14 protein-coding genes are annotated in these 19,599 nt (G+C 55.1%); 8 read left to right on the top strand and 6 right to left on the bottom strand.

Translation table 11 applies throughout. The features are described from left to right. Positions 1–191 precede the first annotated feature (191 nt). From RMR16_RS24405 to RMR16_RS24380, 6 genes are all read left to right on the top strand, one after another. Positions 192–1,346, top strand: a complete 1,155-nt coding sequence (locus RMR16_RS24405) for a hypothetical protein (RefSeq protein WP_320202102.1) — start codon at positions 192–194, stop codon at positions 1,344–1,346. A 263-nt stretch (positions 1,347–1,609) separates the two neighbouring features. Further along, positions 1,610–2,476, top strand: coding sequence for a hypothetical protein (locus RMR16_RS24400; RefSeq protein WP_320202101.1), 867 nt, complete (start codon positions 1,610–1,612; stop codon positions 2,474–2,476). An 11-nt stretch (positions 2,477–2,487) separates the two neighbouring features. Continuing rightward, complete coding sequence (locus RMR16_RS24395; protein ID WP_320202100.1) at positions 2,488–3,120, top strand: DUF2272 domain-containing protein; 633 nt, start codon at positions 2,488–2,490, stop codon at positions 3,118–3,120. A gap of 458 nt (positions 3,121–3,578) precedes the next feature. Continuing rightward, on the top strand, positions 3,579–4,406 hold the full coding sequence (locus RMR16_RS24390) for a S1/P1 nuclease (RefSeq protein ID WP_320202099.1): 828 nt from the start codon (positions 3,579–3,581) through the stop codon (positions 4,404–4,406). Positions 4,407–4,415: 9 nt separating this feature from the next. Beyond that, positions 4,416–5,573, top strand: coding sequence for a hypothetical protein (locus RMR16_RS24385; RefSeq protein ID WP_320202098.1), 1,158 nt, complete (start codon positions 4,416–4,418; stop codon positions 5,571–5,573). Between the two features lie 193 nt (positions 5,574–5,766). Beyond that, complete coding sequence (locus RMR16_RS24380) at positions 5,767–6,282, top strand: hypothetical protein (protein WP_320202097.1); 516 nt, start codon at positions 5,767–5,769, stop codon at positions 6,280–6,282. A 230-nt stretch (positions 6,283–6,512) separates the two neighbouring features. Here the strand turns inward: RMR16_RS24380 and RMR16_RS24375 are convergent, their stop codons facing one another. Further along, positions 6,513–9,485, bottom strand: coding sequence for a Tn3 family transposase (locus tag RMR16_RS24375; RefSeq protein WP_320202251.1), 2,973 nt, complete (start codon positions 9,483–9,485; stop codon positions 6,513–6,515). 280 nt (positions 9,486–9,765) lie between these two features. On the opposite strand from RMR16_RS24375, the gene RMR16_RS24370 reads away from it, so the two are divergent. After that, on the top strand, positions 9,766–10,203 hold the full coding sequence (locus RMR16_RS24370) for a hypothetical protein (RefSeq protein ID WP_320201859.1): 438 nt from the start codon (positions 9,766–9,768) through the stop codon (positions 10,201–10,203). Between the two features lie 154 nt (positions 10,204–10,357). On the opposite strand, the gene RMR16_RS24365 is transcribed toward RMR16_RS24370, so the two are convergent. Genes RMR16_RS24365 through RMR16_RS24355 form a run of 3 tightly spaced genes read right to left on the bottom strand, consistent with a single transcriptional unit; the run spans position 10,358 to position 17,806 of the window. Next, positions 10,358–11,668, bottom strand: coding sequence for an HlyD family type I secretion periplasmic adaptor subunit (locus tag RMR16_RS24365; protein WP_432355552.1), 1,311 nt, complete (start codon positions 11,666–11,668; stop codon positions 10,358–10,360). Next, on the bottom strand, positions 11,665–13,380 hold the full coding sequence (locus RMR16_RS24360) for a type I secretion system permease/ATPase (RefSeq protein WP_320201857.1): 1,716 nt from the start codon (positions 13,378–13,380) through the stop codon (positions 11,665–11,667). The genes RMR16_RS24365 and RMR16_RS24360 overlap by 4 nt, the downstream gene beginning before the upstream one ends. 10 nt (positions 13,381–13,390) lie before the next feature. After that, positions 13,391–17,806 carry a calcium-binding protein gene (locus RMR16_RS24355; RefSeq protein ID WP_432355550.1) on the bottom strand — a complete coding sequence of 1,472 codons (4,416 nt, stop codon included), beginning with the start codon at positions 17,804–17,806 and terminating at the stop codon, positions 13,391–13,393. A gap of 252 nt (positions 17,807–18,058) precedes the next feature. Between RMR16_RS24355 and RMR16_RS24350 the strand changes: the two genes are divergently transcribed. Continuing rightward, positions 18,059–18,526 carry a hypothetical protein gene (locus tag RMR16_RS24350; protein ID WP_320201855.1) on the top strand — a complete coding sequence of 156 codons (468 nt, stop codon included), beginning with the start codon at positions 18,059–18,061 and terminating at the stop codon, positions 18,524–18,526. Between the two features lie 395 nt (positions 18,527–18,921). Here the strand turns inward: RMR16_RS24350 and RMR16_RS24345 are convergent, their stop codons facing one another. Together RMR16_RS24345 and RMR16_RS24340 are read right to left on the bottom strand one after the other, a co-directional pair. Further along, positions 18,922–19,341: a type II toxin-antitoxin system VapC family toxin gene (locus tag RMR16_RS24345; RefSeq protein ID WP_320201854.1), complete on the bottom strand. Its 420-nt coding sequence runs from the start codon at positions 19,339–19,341 to the stop codon at positions 18,922–18,924. Next, entirely contained in the window at positions 19,338–19,592 is a 255-nt protein-coding gene (locus RMR16_RS24340) for a FitA-like ribbon-helix-helix domain-containing protein (RefSeq protein WP_077122470.1), read from the bottom strand. Before RMR16_RS24340 ends, RMR16_RS24345 begins: the two co-directional genes overlap by 4 nt. Positions 19,593–19,599 lie beyond the last annotated feature (7 nt).

Raw genomic sequence — 19,599 nt, 5'->3', positions numbered from 1 at the left:
TTGGGTTTGAGTACGGCTCGACTTGACGGTCATCTCCATACTTGGCATAAAAAGGGTGGCCCTATACGCGGGCCGGTGTGCCCGCCACGCAAAGCTAGTTCAGCGTTTTATCACATAAGTGTCATTCCTTGCCAAATGGCATGGTCTGGCCATCAGCGGGCACATGGTCGGATCATTTTCAGGATATGGATATGACCGATAAAAAACTTAGCAGCATCAAGCATCTTGCAAAACGATACGCCCGGGCCACAGGGCTCACACAAGTCCAGGCCTTAGATTTAGTCGCGGGAAAACTGGGTTTTGCCAATTGGACAAAACTCGTCTCCGCGAGCAAGAATGATTGGACACCCGATCCCGAACAAATAGCAAGTGTCGAAGAATTCGTTCGACAAGCCTTTCCGCTGGAAGATTTTCAGACTGGAAACGCTGAAGCGATGGCCCGCCGCTTCGAATTCCTCGGACAGGCCAAACATGGTGTAATTGGAGGTCATTCATACCGCCTTCAAGTGGTTTCCCACGACGTCATCATGGCAGGAGACGGGTGGAGCATCAAGGTTCCCGAAAACCCTGGCGCCGCACCGATCGTCCAGACATCGCCTGAAAATGACAGGCATTGCCCAGTCTTTGATCCGGAATTTCTGCAAAAGGCGCTTGGTCTGGCGAATGATCTTGCTGTCCAGGTTCGAGGGGAAATTTCGACAGATTGGCCCCGCCGGTCCACAAAACCTGACTCAAACGGCATCGTCCGCCATCCGCTGTGGGGCGACGAGTCAGATCTGTGGTTTTGCATGCATTGCGACGGGAAAATCACCGGCACCCAAATCGCCAAAAATCTTTGGCATTGCCCGGGGTGCGGGGCATCGCCTCTCGACATATTCGAGACAGCGTTCTGGTGTGAAGATGATGGGACGTCTCTCCCGCCGGTGAAAGTTGACGGCGGCGTGGACAGGGGCGAGCCGGATTTTCGTGTGGTCGATGACAGACCCAAAATCGAACTGAATAGCGAAAAGATCACTCTTCTACTCCGAAGCGCTCTGCTTGACGACGCCACAAATATCACTGAGAGACTCGGCGCTCTTCAGGCGCTGATTAGTGTCGATGATGAAAATGACGTCTGCATAGCGCTCGAGGAAGATTTGTGGCCGGAGGGCAAAGAGCCGGTTCAGGCTTTGATTGTAGCAGCGCAACTGGGAATCGAGATTGAACTTGTATCGATGTGGTCCACGATACCTTTTCACTGGCCGGGTATTGGCGAGACAACCTCGAGCACGAGCGACTATACGCAAATGATGCTGGACGCGTATGCGCAGTACGATGGGTCGCCAGACAGGAAAACAGATGAATAGTAGGCGTTAGCGACCAATCGCCTGCAAGTAAGCCATTTTCAAGTTTAGGAATTGGTCATGACCGTTCTCCACTTGTCACTGAAATGAGTGCCGCTAGCGACGAAAACCCACCCAAACAGTTCAGACAAACCCAGCGACCTCGGTGAGAAAGACTGCCGCAGTAGGGCAACAGTAAAAATTTCCGATAAAAGGTTGCGTTCTTACTTGACTCCCTGAATAGTTGAAATAATTTCCCTAAAAATGCTTTCTATTGGAGGGGTGCCGTGTCTATCGATTTCACGATCATAAGAGAGGGCCGCGAGTTTTATTGTAAAGCTAATGGAGGAACAAAGTTCTACGTAGGCCGTCAGGTGTCCTACCAAGGCAGGGTCGGCCTCAAAAACGACCACGATGCCAGTATAACAAAAGTCAAATACGACCCTACAAATTATCCAGAATTCGGATTCTGGGCGCAGTTCCTGGCTCCAACAGCGCAAGCGGAATCTCGCTCCAGCTTCATCGTACTGAACACTTACGACCGCGCCGCATTCACTTTTGGTGCATTTCAGTTCGCGGCTCATGTTCCAAATGGTGACTTTGTAAAATTCCTCAGGTCGATGCTGGAGCGAGCAGAAGCGGAGGAATACTTTCCCAATCTGGTTGTTGAGAACCGACGTATCTGCTCGGTCGAGCTCATGACTGAAGTACAGCTTGAGGACGACAATTCGACTCAGAAATTGCAGAAGTATTTGAACCAGGCAGATGAGATTGTCGACGACCGGGAAATTATCGCGGCGGCCAAGCTAATTCATTGGACCACACACCACATAGAGGTCAGGCAACTGCAGGTGCACCACTGCGTTAGCGTCGCCCAACAATATATGGATCGTCTCGACAGGCGCTTGAACCTTGACAACAGGACCGCAGGAGAATGCTGCGTAGCGTTCGATATCTTGCATCACGGACGCGGCGGCAGCAACACCTTTCCGACCCTGCAACGCGCTCTGGCGAGCACGAAACCGCTCGATAAACTACTGGAAATCGGGGAAGAGCAGTACGCCGAGCGGATCAGAACTTTGAGGGCAGGTCTCAAGGCTGAACCGGGATTTGCCTCCAAAAAGTGGTCAACTGAACATCGTGATTTTCAGTAAGCGAGGGCACCATGACACCGTTTGTAACAGAGCTAGTGAATCACGCCCTCAGCGAATGGGCTTATTTCGGTTACTCGACCAGAGCACTGAACGACAACTGGAAGATTGGCGCTGAGGAATACGAGGCTGGCTTTCGATCCCGAGTGACAGAATACTGGAAAGTCGTAGGGCATCCGACCTGGGATGGACTGACGAAGCAGCCGTGGTCTGGCGCATTCATAAGCTGGTGCTTCGAGGAAGCAAATGCAGGCGGACACTTCCAGCCGTCTGCCAAGCACTCCGTCTACATCAACTGGATTCGCAAACAGAAGTCTTCCAATGCCGGGCTTCAGTTAACTGACCCAGCCGCGAGTGGCGTTGCGGTTGGGGACCTCATATGGAACTCTCGCCGGGATTCAAGTGTCTCGTCCGTTCCAAAGACGTACGCGGAAGCGGTATCTGCATTGACGAAGGGGGTCATGTTCAATTCCCATGTTGACATCGTCGTCGAAATTGGAAGCGGACAATGTGACTCAATCGGCGGCAACGTTAGCAACAACGACCCTGGCGGATCCGTAACCCGATCAACTTGGAAATTAGACACGAACGGTAAACTAATCGACTCTAGAAAGTCCTGGATTGGCGTCGTGAAAAACAGCTTGTGAGGGGACCAGGTCTCCAGGGGGATGCGGACTAAAACTTGGACCACCAAGAGGTAGTTCCTTTATTCCTATGCAGACAGAGTTCGCACGGTCGAGTTGCATACCAAGCTTGGTGAGCGGGTTAAGGCGCCGAGCCACTCTTTGTCCTCTTGTGTTCAGCGCCGACGGCGCTCTTCGGATGTGACAACCTCGATGGGATGTTTCATCATATGATTGCTTCTAGTGTTACCACTAGGACTGCCGGCCGGCAGCCCGTCATTGCAAGTCGGCGCTCGCCAGTGGACGTAGAGGCGATGGTGGGGTCACAACGCCCTAGTTCCTCATCAAAATATATCAACAAACCATTTTAAGATGGCCCAGTAATCGGGTAGTCTAGTCACTAGACAATGGCACAACTTGAGGTTATCGGAGTCATGACGGAGAATTTCTTTCAGGAGTAAGGCTGTGAAGGTTTTTTTCGCATGCTTGCGGTTGCCGCGCTCACCGCATCCGCCACACCGGCGACGGCTACGTGGGACCTTGGTCACATGACGGTCGCGGCCTGTGCGTATCAGCGCTTGGATCCCGCCGTGCGGTCGAAGATCGATCACATGACGATACCTAATCCGGCATACGGCCAATGGAACGCAGGCATTGCCGACGACATCAAGCGCGATCCGGCCTATACGCAAGATAAGATCACCGGCCAGGACACCGGCTACAGCGACAAGCTGGTGCATGACTACTGGCATCATGTCGGCATTCCGTTCATCGCCGATGAAACACCGGTCCGCGCGCCGAATGCACTGACGCAATTGCGGCAGTTCACGGAAACTTTGTCCTCTGCAGCGGACGATGACGTGAAATCCTACGATCTGGTGTGGATGCTGCATATTATCGGTTATCTGCTCCATACGCTGCATGCCAAAGCGCGCTTTTCAAGAGAACTTGACGACGACCGTGGTGGCAACGACAAGGATGTGGTCACCGTGTTAGGCAGCGGGACTAAACTTCGCCTGCACTGGAATGCGCTTCTCGGTTCTGACGGCACTCTTTATAATGCGAACCTCGCTGAGGCCGCCCTGCCCTCGCCCAATACGACGAAAGCCGGCTTCTTTGATCCGAATCTCTGCCTGACCGAGAGTTTTTCGCTGGCACAAAACACCGTCTATACGCCGCTGATTGGCAACGGCGCTGGTCGCTATCAGCTTGACAGCGCCTATGAGGATCAGACGCTGATTCTCGCCCGATCGCAGGCTACCCTGCTCGGTGCGCGGCGGACGTCAGCGATCAACACGGCGTTGAAATGAGGACATCGGATGCCCAACAACGATCTGGTTCAGCCGCCGCCCGTCAATCCACCCCAGCCTCCTGCTGATCCGCCAGCGGCGGCGAAGCCGGATACCTTACTTGAAGATATCCTCGCGATGGTTCCAGTGGTCGATCGCGCCGCCCTATTTCGTTGGACGCCGACGATCGCCGCGATCGTGGTGGCGGTGGCAGCTTATTGGCTGATCGACCCTTTTCGCAGTCCTGAAGAGAATGAAACCGATCAGGTCGCACGGGCTTGGAACCGCACGATCGGCCGTCTGGGCATTGAGGCGGTTTATCCGCCGCAGGAGGACATGTTCGTCGGTGACATTTATCTTTCCCTCAAGCTCACCGAAACAGGTCAGAAACACGGGCCGGTCCCCAACAGCGTGGTCTTTGCAGGGCGTGGGATAAAGATCGGGCGCGCCAGCGGTGATACATTGGCGGCAAGCTACGAAAAAAGGCCGTATGAGTTTCGCGATGCGGCGCGCCAGACCAATCCGCCGCCACCTGACCCGAAGGTACTGGTACCCGTTCTGACCGAGACCATCGTGATGGCGGCCCCAGCCGGAGGTGAGATCGAGCCTTATCTGACCGCCTTCCCTGGCTTGAGCATCAAGCATTTCGTCGAGACTGAGGCAGCATGGTGGCAGGTCGCGCTCGGCCGAAAGGCGGGCGAGACGGAGGAAATATCCATTCCCTCGCCTGAAACCTATTCGATCCAAGCCCAGGCAGGCCTCGAATTGCTTTTGGCATTCTGCCGGGAAAGTCCGAAGAAGCTTTGCCGGGAGACCACCGCCCGCGCCCTGCTGGCGGTTTCGTTCGGCGAAGAGGTCAACGAGACGAAAAACGGCACGTACATCTACGAGCCTTACGTCAGTCTGATCAGACAGGTGTTTGTGACGCGAAAGATCGAGATCAACCGCTACAGGGGCGACAGCCTTAAGGTCGACCTCTCCACGCAAGAGACTGAAGGCGAAAACACACCGAGTCAGGGGAATGCCGCGCCGTCGCCCGGCGGCGCAAATAACCAGGTCAGCCATGACGAGCGCTTCTCTACGCGCATGAAGATGGATCAGGTTTTTGCGCGGCCGGTGGCCTTCGGGTTCAGGCGGGTCGCCCTGACAGCCAAAGATCCTCCACAGCCAGCGAGGCCAAGCAAATGATCCGGATCACATTTCTGAGCCTTGGGTTCCTTTCGATGACTGGCAGTTTTACATTCGTCGCGGCCGAGATGGATTGTAAGGATGCTTCGGACCCACTCGTTTGCGAAATGCAGCGCGAAGGCCAAGGGCCGGTGAAAGGCGGCACCCAGGATCTCACGCCGAGCAACAAGCCTCCGGAGAAAGCCCTAACGGAATGATCAAAGCACTCCTGACCAGCCTTGTTTTGTTGTCTCCCGGAATCGCCGACGCCCAGTGGAAGCCGTTGGTGGCGGAAACATGCACGCAGACCGATACGACATGCTGCCATCCCGAAGACCCTCAATGGCTGTGCGAATTGAAGCTTTCCGGACTGGGGCCAATTGACGGCAACGGCAATGGCAGTGGTGGCATTGGCAGCGGTCAATGGGAACTGCGCAGACAGTATGAGCTGTATCTTCGCAGCCTGGCGGAAGCGACAAAGCACAATAACCCGCCCCTTCAGCCGAGCCTGACGTTGCGGGAGCCTCCGCTTACCCGTCCACAATCCTTACAACCCGTTCCCGACGCAATGGACCTGCTCCGGACAATAGAGCGCGATAATGCGAAACGAAACACTGCGGTCGTGCCCGGGAGACGGGCGGCTTCGCCGCGAGAGTATTGGCGTAATCCGGCTATTCAACTAAGGCTGAACAGATCTAGTGTCGATGCACTCCATAATATGGGCCGATAGGCCGCCGCAATCTCGCGGTTAATTGCCAAAAGACACCAATTCGCCTTTTCGCCACACTGGTGGAACACATCAAAGTCGAGAGTTTGTGATTTTTCTGCTTGCAAGCAGAATCTCATTCAACCGTTCGCTGTTTGCCACTTGGCCGATCGATGGCATCGCGAATGCGCTCGAGATGGGGTCGGAACAAGAGCAGTGCAAAATCGTACGCTAAGGGCGAACGGAATGAGAACTTATGCGACCCGCCGTAGCCCGACTGGCAGACGGAGCGGTCGAAATCCGTTGGACATCTGATGTTCGGCATCCCAGGTGTAGATGCCTGTAAGGTTGATATGTTCCCAACTCAGCGGCGAGATGTGCTTCAACAGAGTATCAGGAATGTCTCGTCCCGCTCGTTTCAGCTGTGTGACCGCGCGATCAAGATAGACCGTATTCCAGTGCACGATTGCACTGACGACGAGGTTAAGACCAGAGGCGCGGAATGCTTGGCTCTCGAACGACCGGTCGCGGATCTCGCCCCGCTCGTGGAAGAACACAGCCCGTTTCATCTTATGGGCGGCCTCACCCTTGTTGAGACCGGCTTGGCATCTCCGCCGTAGTGCCGGACTTGAGTACCATTCGATCATGAAGAGCGACCTTTCGATACGGCCGAGCTCGCGGAGCGCCCTCGCAAGATGGCTTTGCTTAGGCGACGCAGACAGCCTCTTGAGTATCGTAGACGGCACCACGGACCGCGTCGTGATCGACGCCGCGAGATGGAGTAGATCGTCCCAATGATCGAGGATCAGACTGGTATTGATCGGCGCACCGATGTGGTTCGACAGCGCCGGATATGCACCGCTCTTTTCTAGCGTGTGGAACTTCCGGTCTTTGAGATTGCGCAGTCGCGGTGAGAACCGCTTTCCGATCAAGGCGAAGAGCCCGAAGATATGATCACTCGCGCCGCCTGTGTCGGTAAAGTGTTCATGGATATCGAGGACAGTGTCCTGATCGAATAGCCCATCGAGCACATACGCCGCCTCGCTCTCGGTGGGACTGAGCAAAATGCTGAAGTAGCCGAATTGATCTGACAGATGGCTATAGAATTTCGATCCGGGCTCGCTACCGTAATGCAAATTGATGTCGCCGCGCTTTGCAGCCCGGTCGCTCGCACGGAAGAATTGGCCATCGGACGATGACGTCGTGCCATTGCCCCAAAGGCGCGAATGCGGATGCTGGGTGTGGGCATCGGTGATGCACGCTTGAGCCGTGCGGTATGTCTCCGATCGGGCGTGGAATGTGCGCATCCACCCAATCTGGTGAGCGCTAATGCCCTTAGAGGCGCCCGCCATTCGTTTAGGGCCAAGGTTTGTAGCATCGGCCAGTACACCAGCGAGCATTGCAGAAACATTTTTTGGGACGTCGCCGGTCCGAACATGCGTGAAGTGATCCGCAAAGCCGGTCCATTCATGCACTTCCCTTAACAGGTCGGGAACCTCGACCAACGGATACATATCGCTGATCTCGGCATTCAGTGCCTCAGCGGCCACAGGGATTTCGCTGGCAGTTGGTGTGATTATCAAGGTTCCGGCCTCAAGACGAACTCCTTCGAGCTTTCCGGATCGTGCCCTGTGCGCCAGACGCTGCAGGTTGACCTCGAGCATCTGACTCGCTTCGGCAAGCCACTGCGCGCCGTCGCTCTGGACCCCCAAACCGAGACGATCTTCGTCCTTCATCGTGATGAATGTTGTTCGCGGCATCAGATGCTCATCAATGGGCCGGAAAGATCGGCTGCCATCGACCCAGATTTCCGCAGATCGAAGCCGGTCTCGCAAAGAAGCGAGCGTTGCGATCTCGTAGAGACGGCGATCGGGTTTTTCCTGTTCGAAGATGAGCCGTCGATCAGTTTGGCTGAGGTGGGTGAGCGGGACGCGATCGGGGAGTGGCCGCCGCTTTTCGGCATAAAGCCGTTTAAGCAGTCCAATTGCCGCTAAAAGTGGATCGTGGCGACGCGCCGAGCGGAACGTGAAGGCCTGAAGAAACGCACCAGTGTATTTGTGGACGGCCGCATATTGTTCGGCTGCTACGGTCAACGCAGGTGCTTCGTTGTAATCGACCATCGACTCAAGTTCAGGCTTCATCCGAAGCAGTCGGTCCCAGCCGACTCTTTGGTCGAGAACAGCCAATGCATTCCGACCATCGTCGTTGGCGGACTGCAGCGCGGAGATGGTATCGAGGAACATGCGCAGCGCTTTGGCGGTGTTCGCTCTGCAGTCCATCTGTCGCTGCTTCCTTCGGTTGTTGGCTTGCGAGAACAACTTACCCATCAGCTTGATAAACATCGTCACCGCATCGTCCGTGAGCTTCTGGCTAAGCTTGATGATTTGAGCCACGATCAAAGCGTGGCGACGGCTGGCATTGAAGTCGTTGGCAAGCCAGGCTGGGGTTGCGTTACCCTCCCGGATCATCTGGTCCCACCGTTCCGCGGCTATGCGCGCTTGCAACGTCGGATCGATCTCCAGCCGCCGCAAAAAGGCTATCCGCTCGGTCAACGCGACCAGATTCGATGCACCAGGCGCTTCTGGCGCCGAGCGTAGCCAGTGAAAGCGCGTCTGGCCGATAGACGGGTCAACTTCTAACAGCCTATCCAACGATCGGAGCGTATCGTGCGGAACGTCTTTAATCAGAGTTGTCTCTGCCCGTCGGCGAGCTATCGCACGGCCGGCAAGGCCAATCCGTTCGATCGTGTCGATCGCCGGGAGAAGAGTTCCGCGTTCACGAAACGCGGCGACAATTGAACTGACTATCGCAGCACCGTCGTCGGACGTGGTCGACGCATGAATTGCCGCCAACAACGCGGCGCGGCGATCTTGTAGCGTCGCGCTTCTAGTATCCAGATACATCATCGAGCGTGCTGTGTGATCGCGCCGGGTTTCTTCACGACGTGCGTAGAGCGCAAATGCTTCCGGGGCGACGCCGATCTGATCAGCAACAAATCTCAGCATGGCGCGTGGCGGAATTTCTTCTGCCCCCAGCACTCGACCCGGGTATCGCATCAGACATAGCTGAATGGCAAAGCCGAGCCGGTTGTGATTACGTCTCCGCAGTTCGATCTCCAAGCGATCCGCCAATGACAACGAATAGTGTCGGATCAGGCTGGCCTCGTCGACTGGTATGTCGATAAGCTTTCGACGATCTTGATCTTTGAGAAGCTTGCGCTTTGCCATTGCCTGACTCCATCCATGACCAACCTGCGCTGAGCGTCGTCGAGTCGGGCGGAACAGCGAAATCAAAACTGGCGCATGTCGATGGCAATCCACAGAGATCGAACGCCCCAAATCCGAGCTATGGCATTGTTCATGCTTCGTTCGGCCTTAGCGTACGATTTCGGACTGCTCTTGTTTTGACCCCTACCCGGAGAAGCGGCCGGACCGGCATGCTGATCCCAGTGAAGCTGCCCGTCTCTGGACGGAGTGGAATGCAAAACGATGGTCCGACGCTGTCGCGATGGAGGCGGCCGAAGCTCTTGCCGTTTGCGACACAGATCCACTGAAACTGCATTTCTCGTGGGCGCTGTGGCAGATTGGCGAAGCGCCCGAGGCCGAATGGCTTGCCCAATTGGCGTTTACCCGCGAAGCGATCCGCAATCGACGGCTGGGGTTTGCAGATCGCTACCTATTCAAGAGGATAGATCCTCTGGTAGCCCAAAAGCAGCGGGATGGTGACACCGCCAGGCCGCGGCCGAATTTCGGGCTGCATCTTCGGCTGCACAGCTCACTGGTGCGGTGGTATGAGACGATCGCGGAGGTGATGCCGGAGAGGTTGGTCTGGGATTTGCCGCAAACGCTTCCGCCGATCGCGACGAAGGACGACCCACATCGCTATGATCTGGCGCTGTTCGATAGGTTCATTGGCCAGTTGCCCCGCGGCGAGTCGAGACCGTAGGCCATCCCTACACCGGTGCATCACCGACCGGTCTGTATATGATTGTCATTTATCACACATAGGTCAATAGCTTAATCCGTGACGCTCGATGGGATTTCGCATCGATTGCAGCGCAGAGCGCGATAAGGAAAACTTTAGGACGCTGCTTTTATTTTCAGTCTTCTCTCATTGCCTTGTTGATCTGGTCAGCGAGCGGCTTGGTCAAATAAGACAACGCAGTTCTTTCGGTGGTTTTTATAAATGCTTCTACCGGCATCCCTGCCAGAAGGTTTAGAGTCCCCAGCTTCGACATCTCTTCAGGCTCAATTTGGATGCGTGCCGTGTACCAGCTTTCACCGGTTTGCGGATTGTGAACGAGGTCAGCTCCAACCGTCTTGATCTGCCCCGCTATCTCCGGCGTTGTGCGCTGATTGAAGGCCGAAAACCGAAGCACCGCCTGCTGCCCCACGTGCAACTGATCGATGTCGGCGGACTGAATACGCGCTTCGACGACCAGGCGGTCATTGACGGGCACGATCTGCATGACCGTTTCTCCGGGTGCAATGACGCCACCAAGCGTGTGCACTGCAAGTTCATGCACAATTCCATCTTGCGGCGAGCGTATATCGACCCGTTTTAGCTGGTCTTGTGCGGTGACTTTCTGCTCATCAAGTTCAGCCAGTTTGTTGTCGACATCACGTAGTTCCGTGAGAACCTCGGCCAGACGGTCCTGATCGAGCTGAAGGATTTGTAGCTCCGTTTCGGTCACCCGTGCAGCCGTTCGGGCAATTTCCGATATCAACTGGCCCCGCTCCCCATCGAGCTGCGCTCGTACCCGTTCCAGTTCTGCCAGTCGGTTGAACTGTATCAGTTGTTGATCGGATAAACTCCTGACGCGGACAAGCTCTTGGCCGATCCACGACAGCTCTTCTTCCTTGGCATTCTTTCGGACCAGTAGGCCTCCGTTCTCTTGCCTAATCTGATCGATGCGTTGCCGCAGCTGCGCCTTTTGGCCATCGATTGTTCGTTTCCGAGCCGTAAACAGGGCCTTCTCGGCGTCGATATAAACATCTGTTATCGCATCTTCTTGCTGTCCAGCCTGCTGATCGGTGAGCGTCATTTCAGATGCATCGTTGCTTTCTGAGACAAGCCGAAGTCTACGCGCGCTCAACTGATTGATCTGCTTGGACACCATCGCGAGATTAGCCCGCGTGACGGTTTCATCCAGTCGGATCAGCAGATCGCCAGCCTTCACCAAGGCGCCATTGCGAACAAGGATGTCTCCGACGATGCCGCCCTCGCGATGCTGGATACGTTTGACGTTGCCATCGACTACGACAGTGCCGGTTCCGATAACCGCACCAGACAAATTGGCTGTGGCCGCCCAGCCGCCAACCCCTGCGACCATCACTGCAAGCGTCACAACTCCTGCCAACGTGTAAAGCCGAATAGATCGACTGGCTGCGGTCGTGTTGGTGGAATTCATGCTTTTTCCGATACTGCACGCATTGTCGTCTTACGAAGCACTTCGTCACGAGGCCCGAATGCCATCATGGCGCCTTGAGAAAGGACAAGCACATGGTCGACCGCTGAAAGAGCGTTTGGTCTGTGGGCCACGATGACGACGATAGCGCCTCTTTGTCTTGCCGCTATAATCGCATTGTTCAGCGCCATCTCGCCTTCGGCATCAAGATTGGCATTGGGCTCATCTAGGACGATCAAAAACGGGTAGCCGTAAAGTGCTCGCGCAAGCCCGATACGTTGGCGCTGGCCTGCTGAGAGAGCAGCGCCACTATTGCCAATGCGTGTGTCGTATCCATCCGGCATAGACAGGATTAGTTCATGGACGTCTGCCTGCAATGCGGCTTCGATGATATCGCTCGGGTTGGGCGACGCCGCAAACCGACTGATGTTTTCAGCAATCGTGCCGTCGAACAACTCGACACCTTGCGGCAGGTAACCGATCGATGTGCCAAGGGCTTCTGGATGCCACTGATCCAGTTCAGCTCCGTCCAGCCTCACAGTGCCGCGTGCCGGTGGCCATATGCCCACCAGAGCACGAACCAGCGTCGATTTTCCACAACCGCTTGGACCAATGATACCAACACCCTGACCAGCCATCAGTGAAAAGGTCACATCACGAACCGTAGCATTCTGATTGCCGGGTGCGACGACTGAAACATTCGACACTGAAATCGCCTTTGACGGCGCGGGCAACGACATCTTGTCCTGGTCGACAGACGTCTTCTCCAGCAATTGGGTCAGTCGCCCTTTCGCCTGCCTGAAGTTGATGAAGCTGCGCCATTGTCCAATAGCCTGTTCGATGGGTGCAAGCGCTCGAGACGTCAATATCGATGACGCGATCATCGCCCCCGGAGATGCGAGTTGGCGGATAGCAAGCCAAGCACCAAGGGCTAAAACAGCCGACTGAAGCGCCAAACGGAATATCTTCGAAAACGTTGAAAAGCTGCCCGTTGCATCGCTCGCCCGTCGCTGTTCTTCAAGATAGGGCCCATTCGTGTCGTACCATTTGCGCGTATAGGCGGTTTTCATACCCATCGAATGCAGGGCTTCGGCGTTACGTCGCCCGGCTTCAACAAACTCTGCACGAGCAGACGCCAGTTGCGATACGCGCCGGGTCGGATCACGCAGCACAACCTCGCTGAGGAGCGTCAGTGCAATCAGTACAATGGCGCCCGCAATGGCCAGCCAGCCCAGATATGCGTGAAACAGAAACAAGATGCCGATGTAGAGTGGCAACCATGGCATGTCGCACATCGCGACGGGGCCTGGACCGCCCATAAACTGCCGCATCTGCTCAAGATCTCTGATCGGCTGCGAGACGGCCTCTTTTTTTGACATTCTCAACGGCAGAAGCATGACCGCATCGAAGGTCGGGCCACCCAACTGTTCTTCTATCCGCTCGCCGATGCGTGAGAGAATTCGCGCGCGGATCAATTCAAGAATGCCAAGAAAGGCGTATAGGGTAATCGCCAGAACCGACAGCGCAACAAGTGTCGGCACGCTCCGGCTGGACAGGACCCTGTCATAGACCTGCATCATGAATAGCGGGCCGGTCAGCATAAGGATATTGGTGAAGGCGCTGAGGACTGCCACTGATGTGAACGCGCTACGTGTCGTCCTTAAAGCAGCGGCGACCAAAGGTCGCCGCGCTTCATTCGGTATTGTTTTCGACAAGGCTCAATCCTTAGGCGATGAAACGAACGTCATCGTGATGCAAGCTGGTCAGAGCAACATTCTTCAATGTCACGGTGTTGGCGGCATCATAGGTGATGACCGTATCGTTTCCGACCTGAGCGGCGGCAGCCAAGACATCCTCGAAATTGGAGAACAGGCCATTGTCGAACTCAAGCACATCCGCTGAACCAGCACCCGCCTGAAAATCGGTCACAGTGTCCAGACCAAAGTTCGGCTTGAAGATGATGATGTCGTCGCCAGCGCCGGTCGTGATAGTGTCATTTCCAGTGTCGCCGAACAACGTGTCATTTCCACTGGTGCCTGTCAGGGTATCATTGCCACTCGAACCCCTCAGCCAAGCCGCTTCTTTAATCTGGGCACGATCCCAGACCGTGCCATCGGCAAACTCGACCTTTTCGATACCCCAGTTCGTCGTGTCGGAATAGAACTGCTCGTCCAGGATGATGACATGACCGGTGCTGTTGACCATGATCTTTGCATGGGAACCAGTCCGGCTGAAGGTCAGATCGCCAACATTCAGATCCGTCAGCTTTAGCACATCAACATCAGTGGTGGAGCCTGACTCATCATCAATGTAGTCATTTCCATCACCGGAAGCGTAGATGTAGGTGTCGCTACCGGCTCCGCTGTTGAAGCGATCATCACCGAGCCCGCCATTGAAGACATCGTTCAGCGCTGTTCCAGCTAACGTGTCGTTGCCATTCGTCCCGTTAATTCGAGACACCGCCGCAGCTTTAATTTGAGACCGATCCCAAACCGTGCCGTCGGCAAACTCGACCTTTTCGATACCCCAGTTCGTCGTGTCGGAATAGAACTGCTCGTCCAGGATGATGACATGACCGGTGCTGTTGACCGTGATCTTTGCATGGGAACCAGTCCGGCTGAAGGTCAGATCGCCAACATTCAGATCCGCCAGCTTCAGCACATCAACATCAGTGGTGGAGCCTGACTCATCATCAATGTAGTCATTTCCATCACCGGAAGCGTAGATGTAGGTGTCGCTACCGGCTCCGCTGTTGAAGCGATCATCACCGAGCCCGCCGTTGAAGACATCGTTGGCGCTGGTCCCAGCGAGGGTTTCATTTCCGCTGGTGCCATAAATGACAACCTTGCTCTGCAGGTATGTGTCGAGGTTCCCGCTCAGAACCGTGCCATCAGCGAAAGTCACGCGCTCGATCCCGCCCGCCTGGTTGAACTGGTTCTTGAGGGTGATGGTCTCACCGTTCTGCAGGACACGGATGACAACATCGGTCGTGTTGCCGCTTGGACGCTCGAACCGGATGTCCGCAAGGTTCAGATCCGCGAAGAAAAGCGTATCGACGTCGGTCCCGGAGGTGATCTCGGTGATGACGTCGTTGCCGTCTCCCAAACGGTAGACATAGGTGTCGCTACCGGCCAGTCCATTGAGGGCATCGTTTCCAAGGCCCGCACGGATTTGGCTGTCTGACCCTGCCGAGCCGGTGATGATGTCGTTGCCATCCGTACCGGCAATGTAGGCGACATTGGCATTCATATCCGCGCGCGACCAGGTCGTGCCGTTCGCAAAGACGACCTTCTCGATGCCACGCTGCAGATCGTCGTTCAGTGTGTTCTTGATCAGAACCGAGCCTGCATCACCAGCGCCAGGTGCGCTCTCGGCAATCACGATGGTCAGGTCATTGCCATTGCGCACCAGCGTCACATCAGCCGGATTGATGTTCGTGAAGACCAACTGGTCATTGGTGCCGTTCCAGGCATCCTCGACAATCGTGTCGTTGCCATCCCCACGAGCATAGACGTAGATATCGTCGCTAGCACCGCCGTTGAGCGTGTCGTTGCCAAGGCCGCCTGTCAGGATGTCGATCGTGTTGAAGCCGTCGATGGTATCGTTGCCCGTGGTCGCTGCCTGATCGAGCAGCATCACTCTGATCTGTGCCCTCGTCCAAACCGTGCCATCGGCAAAGACGACCTTCTCGATGCCACGCTGCAGATCGTCGTTCAGAGTATTCTTGATCAGCACGGACCCCGCATCTCCAGCGCCAGGTGCGCTCTCGGCAATCACGATGGTCAGGTCGTTGCCATTGCGCACCAGCGTCACGTCGGACGGATTGATGTTCGTGAACACCAACTGGTCATTGGTGCCGTTCCACGCATCCTCGACAATCGTGTCGTTGCCATCCCCACGAGCATAGACGTAGCTATCGTCGCTAGCACCGCCGTTGAGCGTGTCGTTGCCAAGGCCGCCTGTCAGGATGTCGATCGTGTTGAAGCCGTCGATGGTGTCGTTACCCGTGGTCGCTGCCTGATCGAGCAGCATCACTCTGATCTGTGCCCTCGTCCAAACCGTGCCATCGGCAAAGACGACCTTCTCGATGCCACGCTGCAGATCGTCGTTCAGTGTGTTCTTGATCAGAACCGAGCCTGCATCACCAGCGCCAGGTGCGCTCTCGGCAATCACGATGGTCAGGTCGTTGCCATTGCGCACCAGCGTCACGTCGGACGGATTGATGTTCGTGAACACCAACTGGTCATTGGTGCCGTTCCAGGCATCCTCGACAATCGTGTCGTTGCCATCCCCACGGGTGTAAAAGTAGGTGTCGTCACCCGATCCGCCGTGGACAACGTCGTTGCCAAGGCCGCCGGTGATGATGTCGTTGCCTCCACCGGCATTAATGGTATCGTCCCCCGTACCCGTCTCAATGACGTTAGCAACGCCATCACCAAGAACTTGATCATCGCCCGCCGATCCCTCGATGGCAGTGGCGCCTTCAAAGAAGCCAACCAAAATCGTTTTCGCACGCAGATCACTGAGTCCTTCGGCAAGACCAGTAATTACTTCGGTAAATTCTCCATTTTCGCTCGCACCCCTCAATCCGTCTAAAAGCGAAATGACATCAGCAACTCGTACTAGCCCTGACGGCAGTTCAGCGAGCACCATCCTGCTTAAAAGACTGAGAATCTCTTCATAGTTGATCGAGATCGTATCACTCACCAGATCCAGTTCGATCGAGGCGAATATCACGTCTTCAACCGTGATATTGTTGAATTCTTCGACAGGATCAGTCGCCAAGGCGATCCGCGCTCCGCCAGCTTGGGCGAGAAAACGCACGAGCCACCCATCAAGTATGACATCAAACGTTTGATGGAAGAACGAAGCGTCGCTCGCCGATGGCGTCAACCCCGCAAGATTCTGGTCGTAGACTTTTTCCAGGACCGCCAGTTCGCGAGCATCGATATTGGGTCCACGTGCGCCTGCATCGATCTCGTCAACGTCTGCCCATTGGAATAGCAATGTCTTGAACTGCGTTCTGAGGTCTTCAGCACTAAGGTTCCAGGCATTCCGAACAAGATCAATTGCGAGGGTTAGAGTGGCAGAATCCTGAGCCGCTGCGACCTGCAAATCCGGAATGTTCCCATAACCAAACAGAAGCGGAATGAGCGTCGCATTACCCGTCACTACAACATCTTCAGGGATTTCATAGCGGCTGAGAAGTTGGTTGGACGAAAACCAAGCCGCTACTACCTCGCGAGTATTCCCTTCGGAATCACGGACCACGGATTCATGTGAGACCAGTACGTCGCCGTCCAGCCGGTTCACGTGTTCGGCGTCAAGATGGATTTCTTTGATACCATAATATCCCAAACTTTGAATTTCGTCCGCCGAACTCAACCCATCGGAATTAAGATCCCGCCAGATTTTCAGTTCACTGAAAATTGCATCGTTCTGGTCGATAATGCCATCGCCATTATCGTGGTCCCGAAGAACTGAAAAACCGTCTTTTTCCGCACTTCCGATCAATTCGCTGAGGTCATTGATCACGCCATCGTTGTTTAGGTCGCGAGCAAGGAAGCCGTCTTCTGGACTAATCCAGCTAACAGTTTCCCTGAAACCGTCGTTATCGATGTCAAACTGCGTGATGGAGTTTTCCAGGGCGCTGAAATGAACTCCGTCCCCATTGAGGTCGATAACCAGAGGATCGCGAGGCGGAGACGGAGGAATACCTGGCGCAGGACCCGGGCCACCGCCGCCGCCGCCGCCACCGCCACCGCCGCCACCGCCGCCGCCACCGCCACCGCCGCCGCCACCGCCGCCACCGCCACCACCGCCACCGCCACCACCGCCACCGCCATCACCACCACCGTCGCCGCCACCGCCGCCACCGCCACCACCGCCACCGCCACCACCGCCACCGCCATCACCACCACCGTCGCCGCCCGGGGTCGGCTGGTTGGCATATGGGTTTTCCGGGAGTTTCTCATTTATGACTTCAATGACCGTTTCTGGAAAATCAGCATAGGGAACCCGTCCTGTCCCACCCAAGATCTTCCAGACGTTCTTCTGGTTCTCCCACCAGGTGCCATCCTTTGCGAATGTGTCTGCAATATCACGACCGAATTGATCATCCGGCTGATTTTCGCCTGCCATTTCATCCCCCTAAAAATATCACCACGTATTACGTCATTGTAGAACGGGTGCACGTCGGTGTCTTAAGCCGTAAGTTGTAACATTATGAGAAGCGACATTCGGGTTCCCTGTCAATCAAGAATTGCAGCTTCTGGTAGATAACATTTTCGTGATATGCGAACGCGGGAGAATGCTCAGAATTGAAGCTTTTCATTAATAACTCTTTGTTGAGTTTATCTTAGGTTGCAAGAGGAACCAGACCGGGGATATCTGATGCGTTTTGCCCTCATCGTTGCCGTGTTGTTTGTAGTCGGAGGCGCGGGTGCATATTTTACGTCCAAAGAGACTTCGCCTGCCTTCTCGTCTCACTATATCGCAATGATGAAGACGCATCCTGCTGTCGTCAGCAAGCACGTCGGAGAGACTTGGCAGAGCTGTTTGCCATCCAATGATCAGGTAGATTCGGTAACTCAGCCCGTCAAATCGCTGGTGGCTGACACTATTGCTCGATCGATGTTATTCATGGCGCAAGAAAAAACATCAGAGGAAGCATCGCGCGAGTTGGTTCCTTGGATTTTGGAGCGATCCAAGCCGTTATCCTCAGCTGAAAAGGACAGCTTTTTGGCACTGGCTCGGAAAGTTAATAACGTGGATGTCCAAGTGTGCGTCATGTCTTCTCTTCAAAGTTCAACGGACTTCAGGTTGAATTCCTCCATTGCTGAGTGGGAACTACGGCGATAAGCGATGACTGGTATGAAGTGCATCGCAGAGTATCTGCAATCGGTCGGCTTACGTTCGGGAGCGCCTCTGCCCGTCTGTTCGTCAGCGCTAGCATGAACGAAGATGAATTAGAGGAGTTCGCATGATCGTTTTGCTGCCCTACCGGCGATTTCTGCGTTCATAAGTGTTTATTTGGAGATTTCTTTCTTTTATTTAGAATTCTTATCCAAAACAGCTTCACGTCTTTTGACCGAAAGCCATCTTCCCTAAAGTTCTATGGAGAGGCTGGGGGGGGGCAATGTGACTATGCGCGGCCTTTTTTATTCAATTTAAGGTTCAGTCGACCGGATGTGTCACGATATCACGAATGTCAGCTCTTGATGAGACTTGAACCAGCGACCTGTAATTCTAAAGACTTAGGCGGACCAGGGATTGATAACTATCAATCCGGCTGCTTCAAATGGGCTTGTATCTCGCGTTGCGACCGCGAGATGGTTTTCTGCAGCCGTAGCAGCAATGTATCCATCAGCCTTCCCGATCGCCTTTCCGGATGTTCGGCCGGTGGCCATCAGGTCCGCGTAGAATTGGGAGGTACCTACATTAAAGGGCAGAATGCGCCCGTCGAAAATTGGTAGAACTTCACCTTCAAGGCGATCGTGGAGGATTGTCTGACGCTTCCCCGATGGCATTGAGGCAATCCCGAAACGAAGTTCGGCAATTGAAATCGCGGAAATGAATAGCGTTTCGATGGCCTGTGCATCCAGCCAAGTCTGCACAGCAGTATCAGGAGCCGGCTTCCAAGGCTCAGATATTACATTAGTGTCTAGCAAGATCATTCGAAAGTCATCGGTACTGCCGGGGTGCTGTCGCGCTGTTGTTGCAGCGCTTCGACGTCACTGTTTGACATTTCGGCGTCACGGCCAATGGCCGCGAGAAGCGAGCCGAGTTTCACGCGTCCAGATGGACGAACAGCGGCTTCGAGAATGTCACGAATTTCGGCCTCGGTACTACGACCGTGGTAAGCTGCTCTTGCGCGTAACGCCCGATGCGTTTCATCAGAGAGGTTTCGTATGGTCACCGCCGCCATTTATCCG

Source organism: Agrobacterium sp. rho-13.3 (assembly GCF_033957765.2).
Classification (GTDB): domain Bacteria; phylum Pseudomonadota; class Alphaproteobacteria; order Rhizobiales; family Rhizobiaceae; genus Agrobacterium.
The sequence above is the reverse complement of the archived record's forward strand: the minus strand, read 5'-3'. Positions and strand labels throughout refer to the sequence as shown.

Excerpts from the sequence above, each read along its gene's own strand:
- RMR16_RS24405 (WP_320202102.1), top strand. The coding sequence starts at position 192 with ATGACCGATAAAAAACTTAGCAGCATCAAGCATCTTGCAAAACGATAC.
- RMR16_RS24395 (WP_320202100.1), top strand. The coding sequence starts at position 2,488 with ATGACACCGTTTGTAACAGAGCTAGTGAATCACGCCCTCAGCGAATGG.
- RMR16_RS24390 (WP_320202099.1), top strand. The coding sequence starts at position 3,579 with ATGCTTGCGGTTGCCGCGCTCACCGCATCCGCCACACCGGCGACGGCT.
- RMR16_RS24385 (WP_320202098.1), top strand. The coding sequence starts at position 4,416 with ATGCCCAACAACGATCTGGTTCAGCCGCCGCCCGTCAATCCACCCCAG.
- RMR16_RS24380 (WP_320202097.1), top strand. The coding sequence starts at position 5,767 with ATGATCAAAGCACTCCTGACCAGCCTTGTTTTGTTGTCTCCCGGAATC.
- RMR16_RS24375 (WP_320202251.1), bottom strand. The coding sequence starts at position 9,485 with ATGGCAAAGCGCAAGCTTCTCAAAGATCAAGATCGTCGAAAGCTTATC.
- RMR16_RS24370 (WP_320201859.1), top strand. The coding sequence starts at position 9,766 with ATGGAGGCGGCCGAAGCTCTTGCCGTTTGCGACACAGATCCACTGAAA.
- RMR16_RS24365 (WP_432355552.1), bottom strand. The coding sequence starts at position 11,668 with ATGAATTCCACCAACACGACCGCAGCCAGTCGATCTATTCGGCTTTAC.
- RMR16_RS24355 (WP_432355550.1), bottom strand. The coding sequence starts at position 17,806 with ATGGCAGGCGAAAATCAGCCGGATGATCAATTCGGTCGTGATATTGCA.
- RMR16_RS24350 (WP_320201855.1), top strand. The coding sequence starts at position 18,059 with ATGCGTTTTGCCCTCATCGTTGCCGTGTTGTTTGTAGTCGGAGGCGCG.
- RMR16_RS24345 (WP_320201854.1), bottom strand. The coding sequence starts at position 19,341 with ATGATCTTGCTAGACACTAATGTAATATCTGAGCCTTGGAAGCCGGCT.
- RMR16_RS24340 (WP_077122470.1), bottom strand. The coding sequence starts at position 19,592 with ATGGCGGCGGTGACCATACGAAACCTCTCTGATGAAACGCATCGGGCG.